Annotated in this window: 4 protein-coding genes and 1 pseudogene; 4 read left to right on the top strand and 1 reads right to left on the bottom strand. The window is 70.5% G+C overall.

The genetic code is table 11. The features are described 5' to 3' along the window. Positions 1-699: 699 nt before the first annotated feature. Both ACIRC0_RS05910 and rsgA read left to right on the top strand, forming a co-directional pair. Positions 700-882: pseudogene (locus ACIRC0_RS05910) on the top strand (ISAs1 family transposase); the annotation flags it as partial. Between the two features lie 306 nt (positions 883-1,188). Further along, complete coding sequence (rsgA, locus tag ACIRC0_RS05905; protein ID WP_403611741.1) at positions 1,189-2,352, top strand: ribosome small subunit-dependent GTPase A; 1,164 nt, start codon at positions 1,189-1,191, stop codon at positions 2,350-2,352. A 76-nt stretch (positions 2,353-2,428) separates the two neighbouring features. On the opposite strand, the gene ACIRC0_RS05900 is transcribed toward rsgA, so the two are convergent. Beyond that, positions 2,429-4,744 carry a glycosyl hydrolase family 95 catalytic domain-containing protein gene (locus ACIRC0_RS05900; RefSeq protein ID WP_403611738.1) on the bottom strand — a complete coding sequence of 772 codons (2,316 nt, stop codon included), beginning with the start codon at positions 4,742-4,744 and terminating at the stop codon, positions 2,429-2,431. 317 nt (positions 4,745-5,061) lie between these two features. Between ACIRC0_RS05900 and ACIRC0_RS05895 the strand changes: the two genes are divergently transcribed. Both ACIRC0_RS05895 and ACIRC0_RS05890 read left to right on the top strand, forming a co-directional pair. Continuing rightward, entirely contained in the window at positions 5,062-6,498 is a 1,437-nt protein-coding gene (locus ACIRC0_RS05895) for a protein phosphatase 2C domain-containing protein (RefSeq protein ID WP_403611735.1), read from the top strand. A gap of 54 nt (positions 6,499-6,552) precedes the next feature. Further along, positions 6,553-8,295 carry a pyruvate dehydrogenase gene (locus ACIRC0_RS05890; protein ID WP_403611732.1) on the top strand — a complete coding sequence of 581 codons (1,743 nt, stop codon included), beginning with the start codon at positions 6,553-6,555 and terminating at the stop codon, positions 8,293-8,295. Positions 8,296-8,365 lie beyond the last annotated feature (70 nt).

Genomic DNA, 8,365 nt, shown 5'->3' with positions numbered 1-8,365 from the left:
ATCGAGTCGGCGCCGAGGTCGTTGAAGAAGTGACTGTCGACTGAGACGTGCTGGGTGCCGACGATGTCGGCCAGGAGGACCGCGAAGCGTTGCTCGCATGTGGCGAGAGTGGCCGGATTGTCAGCCGGATCTGCGGTCAAGACGTCGTGAGAGTTCCCCATCAGCTGGGTCCCCTGAAGGAAATGAGAGTGGTCGATGCAGGCGCGCTGAACCGCATGAACGAGATTTACGCACTTGCCTGGACTGCTCTGGGAGCTGGGGCCGGAACACAGCTAAGTGATCGCCCACCTTGACCGTGGCGGTTTTGGCTGGCCCTACTCAACGGTCTGATCCGGCCGACTAGATCGACATATTGCTTGGGCGCAACGCCTCCCTCGACCGCAGCGGCAAGGGGCTGCCGATGGATTTTCCGTCCCCATCGGCAACCGCCGCTGCCGTTCATCCAGGTGCGGAAAGATCACACCGGACTTCGCGGCCAGTCCCGCCTCGATCCCCTGCCCCGTCCCCTTGGCGCAATCCTGGTCTCCTGGACGGTGGCCGCCAGAACAGAAAACCACGGGTCTTTTTCAGGGTACGACTGTGTGCATAAGGGGGCGAGCTGACGCCCGCCGAGCAGGAGAGGCGGGAGCCAGGGCCCGGCATTCAGATGGGTTGTCCTGGTTCGCGGTGATCGGCGGGCGGGAGGGCGGGAAACAAGCACGCGATGTCACCTTCGGCGAGGACGCCGGCCAGGTTCGCCGCCACCACACCCCCGCCGTCCTGGCTGTCCTGCGCGACCTGATCCGTTCCGCCCTCAAGCTCGCCGTCTGCGCCAACATCACCGCCGCCCGACGCGCCCACGCCGACCGGCACCGCGTCCTCGCGCTGTACGGACTCACATGATCACAACCCGGACATCCAACCTGAACGGCGGGGCCTTGGAACAGCACGGCCTGTGACCCTGCCGAAAAATCGGTGGCGCCCCGAATGCGGGCGCCTCTAGGGTGAAGTCCGCTTCAAGCGGTGGCCGTTGGCCGCTGCTGTCGGCCGAGTGAGAAACGGGAGGTGTGACCGATGGCTGTCTCTGTGATGGGCGCTGCCCGCAACCAGAAGTTCATCCACTCCACCTCCGTGGTCTCCGGCTGATCTTTCCTGCTTCTTCGCGCCTGTGAGTGCGCGCGGCCGGGGCCGCCCTGTGAAGGGTTCCCCTTGAATCTGTCTTCTCTTTCGGCTTCTTCGGCTTCGTCGCACCCTCTGACCCCGTACGGCTGGGACGGGCGATGGGAAGCGAAGTTCGCTCCGTATGCCGAGCAGGGCCTCCTGCCCGGGCGTGTCGCGCGGGTCGACCGTGGCCTGTGTGACGTGATCACCCCGGTCGGCATCGTCCGTGCCGACACCGAGTTCGTCGTCCCCCGCGATCCCATGAAGGTCGTGTGCACGGGGGACTGGGTCGCCGTCGACCCGGAAGGCAGCGATCCGCGGTACGTGCGGACGCTGCTGCCGCGCCGCACCGCCTTTGTGCGCTCCACGTCCTCCAAGCGTTCCGAGGGCCAGGTGCTGGCCACCAACATCGATCACGTCGTCATCTGTGTGTCGCTCGCGGTCGAACTCGACCTCGGGCGGATCGAACGGTTCCTGGCGCTCGCCATGTCCAGCTCGAGCGGCGAGGCGCTGCTGCATGAGTCGGCGGACTCCTGGGAGTCCGGGGCGCAGCCGGTCGTGGTGCTCACCAAGGCCGACGTGGTGCCGGACGCGACGACGCTCTCGTACTTCGTCCAGGACGTGGAGACCACCGCGCCCGGCGTGCCGGTGCTGCCGGTCAGCGCTCGGGAGGGCGAAGGGCTCGACGTGCTGACCGCGATCCTGTCCGGCGGTACGTCCGTGCTGCTCGGGCAGTCCGGCGCGGGCAAGTCCACCCTGGCCAACGCACTCCTCGGCGAGGACGTCATGCACGTCCAGGCCACGCGCGAGGTGGACGAGAAGGGCCGCCATACGACGACCACGCGCAACCTGCTCGCGCTTCCGGGCGGGGGAGTGCTGATCGACACGCCGGGGCTGCGCGGGGTCGGTCTCTGGGACGCCGAGAGCGGGGTCGGGCAGGTCTTCTCCGAGATCGAGGAACTGGCCGAGCGGTGCCGCTTCCACGACTGCGCGCACGCGGCGGAGCCGGGCTGCGCGGTGCTCGCGGCGGTCGAGGCCGGGGAACTGCCGGAGCGGCGCCTGGAGAGCTACCGGAAGCTGCTGCGGGAGAACCAGTGGATCGTGGCGAAGACGGACGCACGCGTACGGTCGGAGCTGCGGCGGGACTGGAAGAGGAAGGGAGCACAGGGCAGGGCGGCGATGGAGGCCAAGCGGGGGCGCTGGTCGTCCTAGCCGCGGCGATCGTCCCTCCCCCCCAGAGCCTTGACGCCCTGGGGGGAGGGGCGGCGTCCACGCAGGTGACCGGCCGTCAGGCCGGCAGGCCCCAGCGGGGAGCCGTTCCGTTCGGTGTGACGGGTGCGATCGTCAGGTCCGGGCGGTCGCCCTTCGCGGTGATCAGCGCCGACTCGCCCTTGCGCAGCGGGATACGGATCGTGCCGTCGTCCACCGTCTCGTACCGCAGGGGACGCCCCCGGCCGTCCCGCACCTCGATCGCGCCCGGCAGACCGTGCCGTACGACGCAGGGCGCGCCCGCCTCGCTGACCAGGCGCACCCAGCGCGTCACTCCGCCCCCGCGCACGGCGGACAGCAGGAAGGCGCCCTGTGTACGGAAGTCGTGCACCGTGAGATCCGCCCAGGCGGCCGGCAGCGCGGGGAATACGCGGACGACCCCGCCCCAGGACTGGCACACCATGTCGTGCAGGGACTGGGCCGCCGACAGGGGCGTCTCGATGACCGGACCCGACTCCTTGTACATGGTGTTGGCCTGGATGAAGCGGGCCATGAGCTCGCCGAGGTACTTCAGCGCGTCCTCGCCCTTGCCGAGCAGCGCGGACATCGAGGCGGCCCCCGTGAAGGTGTAGCCCTGGAGGGCGCCCTCGAAGCCGACCCAGTGCGCCAGCGACTTCTCGATGAGGGCGCGTTCCTCGGTCGTGCGGCCGGTCAGCTCGTACAGCGGGTAGATCGCCAGCAGGTGCGAGTAGTGGCGGTGCGACTTCGCGAACGGGATGTCCGCACCGATCATGAAGCCGTTCTCGTCGGTGGGATACGGCACCCGCCGGGCGAGCACCTCCTGCCAGCGCGGCGCCGACTCGTCGTCGATGCCGAGGAGTTCGGCCGACTCGAGCAGCGTACGGCAGCCCCAGGTGAGCAGCATGAGGTCGTAGTTGCAGTCGCGGCTGTCGCCGCCGTACTCCGGCGAGAAGGTGGCCGGCAGGTGCAGCTTGCCGTCCGGGCCCGGCTGAAGGAAGTGCAGGTAGTAGTTGATCGCCTTGCGCAGCAGGGGATAGAGGACGTCCCGCAGGACGGACTCGTCCATGGTGTGGCGGTAGCTCAGCCACACGTTGTGCAGGGCCCAGGTGAGGTTGCCGACCTCGGGCGTCGGCGGGTCCTGGCCTGGGATGCCGACGCCGTAGCCGGTGAGGGTGCCTGCCGCGCCGTTCACCAGGTGCGGGTCCGTGGTGCGCGGGATGCCGAGCGAGTCCGAGCGGTACGGGGCCGCCACCTCCTTGGCCAGGTTGTCGCGGAACTCGCCGAGGGCCCGCGTCACGGCGTCGAGTTCCAGGTGGTTGGAGCCGTGGATCAGCCAGTACTCCAGCTGGACGTTCAGGTTCCACCAGGTGTTGGGCCAGGGCGTGGGCTCCAGCCAGGGGCCGCTCGTCGCCATCACGGGCGCGTCGCGCCGGGCCGCCGAGGCGACCTTGTAGAGCTGGATCCAGTAGAAGCGCTGGACGCGCGCGTCGGGCAGGGACAGGAAACTCTTGCGGTAGTAGGCGTGCCACCAAGCGCGATGGGTCACCGCGAGGGCGTCGTACGGCAGCAGGGACCCGTCGCGGACCGCCCGCAGCGCCGCGCTCAGAGCCGTGGTCCTCGGGTAGGAGTGCGCGACGTACGCGTACAGCGTGCGCCGCCCGCCCCGTTCCGTCTCCCGCCAGGCCGTCACATGCTGACCGCCCGACAGCAGCGGCTGTACGCAGGTGTGGACACCGTCGTGTTCGCCGGCCTCCGCGGGCGGGTTGCCCTGGTAACCGTCCGGCAGGGGCTTGAAGGCGGCGCGCGGACTGATCGCGTCCGCCGGGTGGAAGACCCAGCGGAAGCCGCGTTCGCCCGCGCTCGGCGTGACCTCCACGGCGAGCAGCGAGCGGGAGGTGTGCACCAGGGCCCGCAGGGTGAGCGTGCCCCGGTCGGTGGTGAGGGTGCCGGTCAGTTCGGCGTCGTGCAGCCCGAGCCGCCAGTCCACCGCGGTGATCGTGCCCACCGGCTCCAGCGTGAAGTACCCGATCGGCAGCCGCGCAAGGCCGAACAGCGAGCCGAACTCGGGGCGGTGGTCCTGCACCTCGGAGTGCTGGACGTTGAAGCGGACGGCCCGTGTCTCGCTGCCGGGCTCGGCGTAGATGCCCGAGCCGAGGAAGCCGTTGCCCAGGAAAGGGCCCTCGTACCAGGTCGCCGGCATCCGCTGCCAGACGAGGTCGGCGTCTTCCAGGACCGCACGCCAGGGGTCGGTGGTGCCGCCCGTGCCGCCCGGGCGGTCGGCTGCCGTCGCCTGCGAGGGCAGGCCCCCGGCGAACAGCGCGCCGCCGAGGGCGGATCCGGTGGCCAGGACGGTACGTCTGGACGGACTGGGCACGGTTGCCTCCCGGCGGCTCGGCAGTCATCGGATCTGTCCCGCGTGAAAACGTAGGGATGTGGTCTCAGGCGGTCAATAGCGAGGGAGAGATCCGATGTGTCGAGATGGTGACGGGGCTCCGGAGGCGTGCCGGCCCGTCACCGTGGTGCCGCCGGGCGGTTCCCCTGGGGGGACCGTCCGGCGGCGCCCTTCGTTCCCGGCCGGTTCGTATCACCGTTCGAGGCGTCGGCACGACACGCCGAGCACGGGACGGTCGTCCGGCCGGATTTTCCTGATGCCCCGTTTTCAACCGCCCCCGGCGGTGGACAATTGGGGGCATGAGCCAGCAGGGGGACAGGTCCACCGGCCACCAGGACGACTGGTGGGGGCAGTTGTACGACGACTCCACCGGGGACACGGGACCGGCTCCCGCGTCCGACAGCCTCGACGACCGCTTCGCCTCCGCCGCGGGGACGGTGGGGCAGGATGCGGCGCGGGCAAGCGGCCTCCAGGAGAAGGACGCCCCCCGCCCCGGTGCCCGGCCCGAGCCCCGCGCACCCTGGGAGCCCCCGTCCGCCCTCCCACCGGACCCGGTGACCTTCCCGTCCACCCCGAAGCCCCCGGCTGACACCCTGAAGCCACCGGCCGACCTGCCGAAGCCACCGGCCGTCCCCCCGCAGTCACCGGCTGACACCCTGAAGCCACCCGCCGTCCCCCCGCAGCCCGCGTCCGGCGAGACCGCGCCTGAGCAGCCGCCCCCTGATGCCCCGTCGGACGCCCCGTCTCCGCCGCCCCTCCCGCGCACCCCGCCCTCGGTGGACTACATCGGCTCCGGCCCGCCCACCTACGATCCGGAGCCCACCGCCCTCCCGCCGGCCGACCCCGACCATCTCGCCGACCTCGTCCCCGACACCGCGCTGGACGGGGCCCGGTTCGGGTCCTGCACCCTGCGGGCGGTCTCCGCGCGCGGGGACTCGGCGCGCTTCCGGGGCGAGCCGCGACGCGACTGCCTGCTCACCGCCCGCTTCGGTACGGGGGACCAGGCCCTCGTGCTCGTCGCCATGGCCACCGGCCGACGCGGCACGCCCGGCGCCCACCGCGCCGCCGCCGAGGCGTGTCACTGGATCGGCCGTGCCGTCGGGCGCAGTCACCTCCGCCTCGGCGAGGACATCCGGTCCGCCCGGCGCGGCGAGCTGAAGTCCGGCCTGCAACGGCTCACCGACCGAAGCCTCGGCAAGCTCCGCGCCGGCGCCGCCGCCCAGGGCGCCGACCCGGAGGAGTACACCGCCGACCTGCGCTGTCTGCTGCTGCCCGCCGACCCCGCCTGCCGTATCCGCGTCTTCTTCGGTGTCGGCGCCGGCGGACTGTTCCGGCTGCGGGACGGCGAGTGGCAGGACATCGAGCCGCGCGCCGCCGACACCGCCGGCGAGCCGGTGGTCGGCTTCGGTTCCCTGCCCTCCGAGACCCCCGAGGGCGACCGGCTCACCATGGACCTCGGCATCACCACGCCCCCGAGCCCGTACGAACCGGCCCTCGAGCCGCCCCGTTCACCCTTTCTGTTCCGTGCCTCCGTCGCCCAGCCGGGGGACACGCTCCTGCTGTGCTCCAGCGGTCTCGCCGACCCCCTGCGGGACGAACCCGAACTCGCCGAACACCTGACGGCCCGCTGGTCCACGGGCGAGGTGCCGGGTCTGACGGCCTTCCTCGCCGACACGCTGGTGAGGGTGAAGGGCTACGCCGATGACCGTACGGCGGCCGCCGTCTGGGAGGCGTGATCGCGGTCCGTGTGGATACATGGATCCAGGGACAGCGAAGGGGTGCGTGGATTCATGGCCAAGCAGAACGTCGCCGACCAGTTCGTCGACATCCTCGTGCGGGCGGGGGTCAAGCGCCTGTACGGGGTGGTCGGCGACAGCCTCAACCCGATCGTGGACGCCGTGCGCCGCAACTCCGCGATCGACTGGGTGCACGTACGGCACGAGGAGACCGCCGCCTTCGCGGCGGGCGCCGAGGCCCAGATATCCGGCGGGCTGACCGCCTGCGCCGGCTCCTGCGGGCCCGGCAACCTCCACCTCATCAACGGCCTGTACGACGCCCACCGCTCGATGGCCCCGGTGCTCGCCCTCGCCTCGCACATACCCTCCAGCGAGATCGGCCTCGGGTACTTCCAGGAGACCCATCCCGACCAGCTGTTCCGCGAGTGCTCCCACTACAGCGAGCTGATATCCAACCCCCAGCAGATGCCCCGCCTGCTGCAGACGGCCATCCAGCACGCGATCGGCCGCAGCGGCGTGAGCGTCGTCTCGCTCCCCGGCGACATCGCCGCCCAGCCCGCCCCCGACCGGTCCGCCGAGACCGCCCTCGTCACCTCCCGGCCCAGCGTCCGCCCGGGTGACGCCGAGATCGACCGGCTCGTGGCGATGATCGACGAGGCGGAGAAGGTCACCCTCTTCTGCGGCAGCGGCACCCGGGGTGCGCACGCCGAGGTGATGGAGTTCGCGGGGAAGATCAAGTCCCCGGTGGGGCACGCCCTGCGCGGCAAGGAGTGGATCCAGTACGACAACCCGTACGACGTCGGCATGAGCGGCCTGCTCGGCTACGGCGCCGCCTACGAGGCCACCCACGAGTGCGATCTGCTGATCCTGCTGGGTACCGACTTCCCGTACAACGCCTTCCTGCCGAAGGACGTGAAGATCGCCCAGGTCGACGTCCGGCCGGAGAACCTGGGCCGCCGCTCCAAGCTGGATCTCGCGGTGTGGGGCGATGTCAAGGAGACCCTGCGCTGTCTCATCCCGCGCGTGCGGACCAAGGAGAACCGGCGCTTCCTCGACAAGATGCTCAAGAAGCACGCCGACGCGCTGGAAGGCGTCGTCAAGGCGTACACGCGCAAGGTCGACAAGCACGTTCCGATCCACCCGGAGTACGTGGCCTCCGTCCTGGACGAAGTGGCCGATGACGACGCGGTGTTCACGATCGACACGGGGATGTGCAACGTGTGGGGCGCCCGTTACATCTCGCCCAACGGCCGCCGCCGCATCATCGGTTCGTTCTCCCACGGCTCGATGGCCAACGCTCTGCCGATGGCGATCGGGGCCCAGTTCACCGACCGGCGCCGGCAGGTGGTGTCGATGTCCGGTGACGGCGGGTTCTCCATGCTGATGGGCGACTTCCTCACCCTGGTGCAGTACGACCTGCCGGTGAAGGTGGTCGTGTTCAACAACTCCTCGCTCAGCATGGTGGAGTTGGAGATGATGGTCTCCGGACTGCCCTCGTACGGCACCGCCACCAAGAACCCGGACTTCGCCGCCGTGGCGCGCGCGTGCGGCGCGTACGGCATACGGGTGGAGAAGCCCAAGCAGCTCGCGGGCGCCCTGAAGGACGCCTTCAGGCACAAGGGTCCGGCGCTGGTGGATGTGGTCACCGATCCGCACGCCCTGTCCATCCCGCCGAAGATCAGCGCGGAGATGGTGACGGGCTTCGCCCTGTCCGCCTCGAAGATCGTGCTGGAGGGCGGTGTCGGCCGCATGGTGCAGATGGCCCGCTCCAACCTGCGCAACGTGCCACGGCCGTGACGCCGCAAGCCTCGCTGTGCGAGGCTCCATGACCGGAACCCCGGCCCGATTCCGGCGGGCCGGGGTTCTC

The sequence above is a fragment of the Streptomyces sp. NPDC093984 genome, from assembly GCF_044764595.1.
In the GTDB taxonomy this organism is placed as follows: Bacteria; Actinomycetota; Actinomycetes; order Streptomycetales; family Streptomycetaceae; genus Streptomyces; species Streptomyces cynarae.
This window is presented reverse-complemented; position numbering and strand designations above follow the sequence as displayed.

Excerpts from the sequence above, each read along its gene's own strand:
- ACIRC0_RS05895 (WP_403611735.1), top strand. The coding sequence starts at position 5,062 with ATGAGCCAGCAGGGGGACAGGTCCACCGGCCACCAGGACGACTGGTGG.
- ACIRC0_RS05890 (WP_403611732.1), top strand. The coding sequence starts at position 6,553 with ATGGCCAAGCAGAACGTCGCCGACCAGTTCGTCGACATCCTCGTGCGG.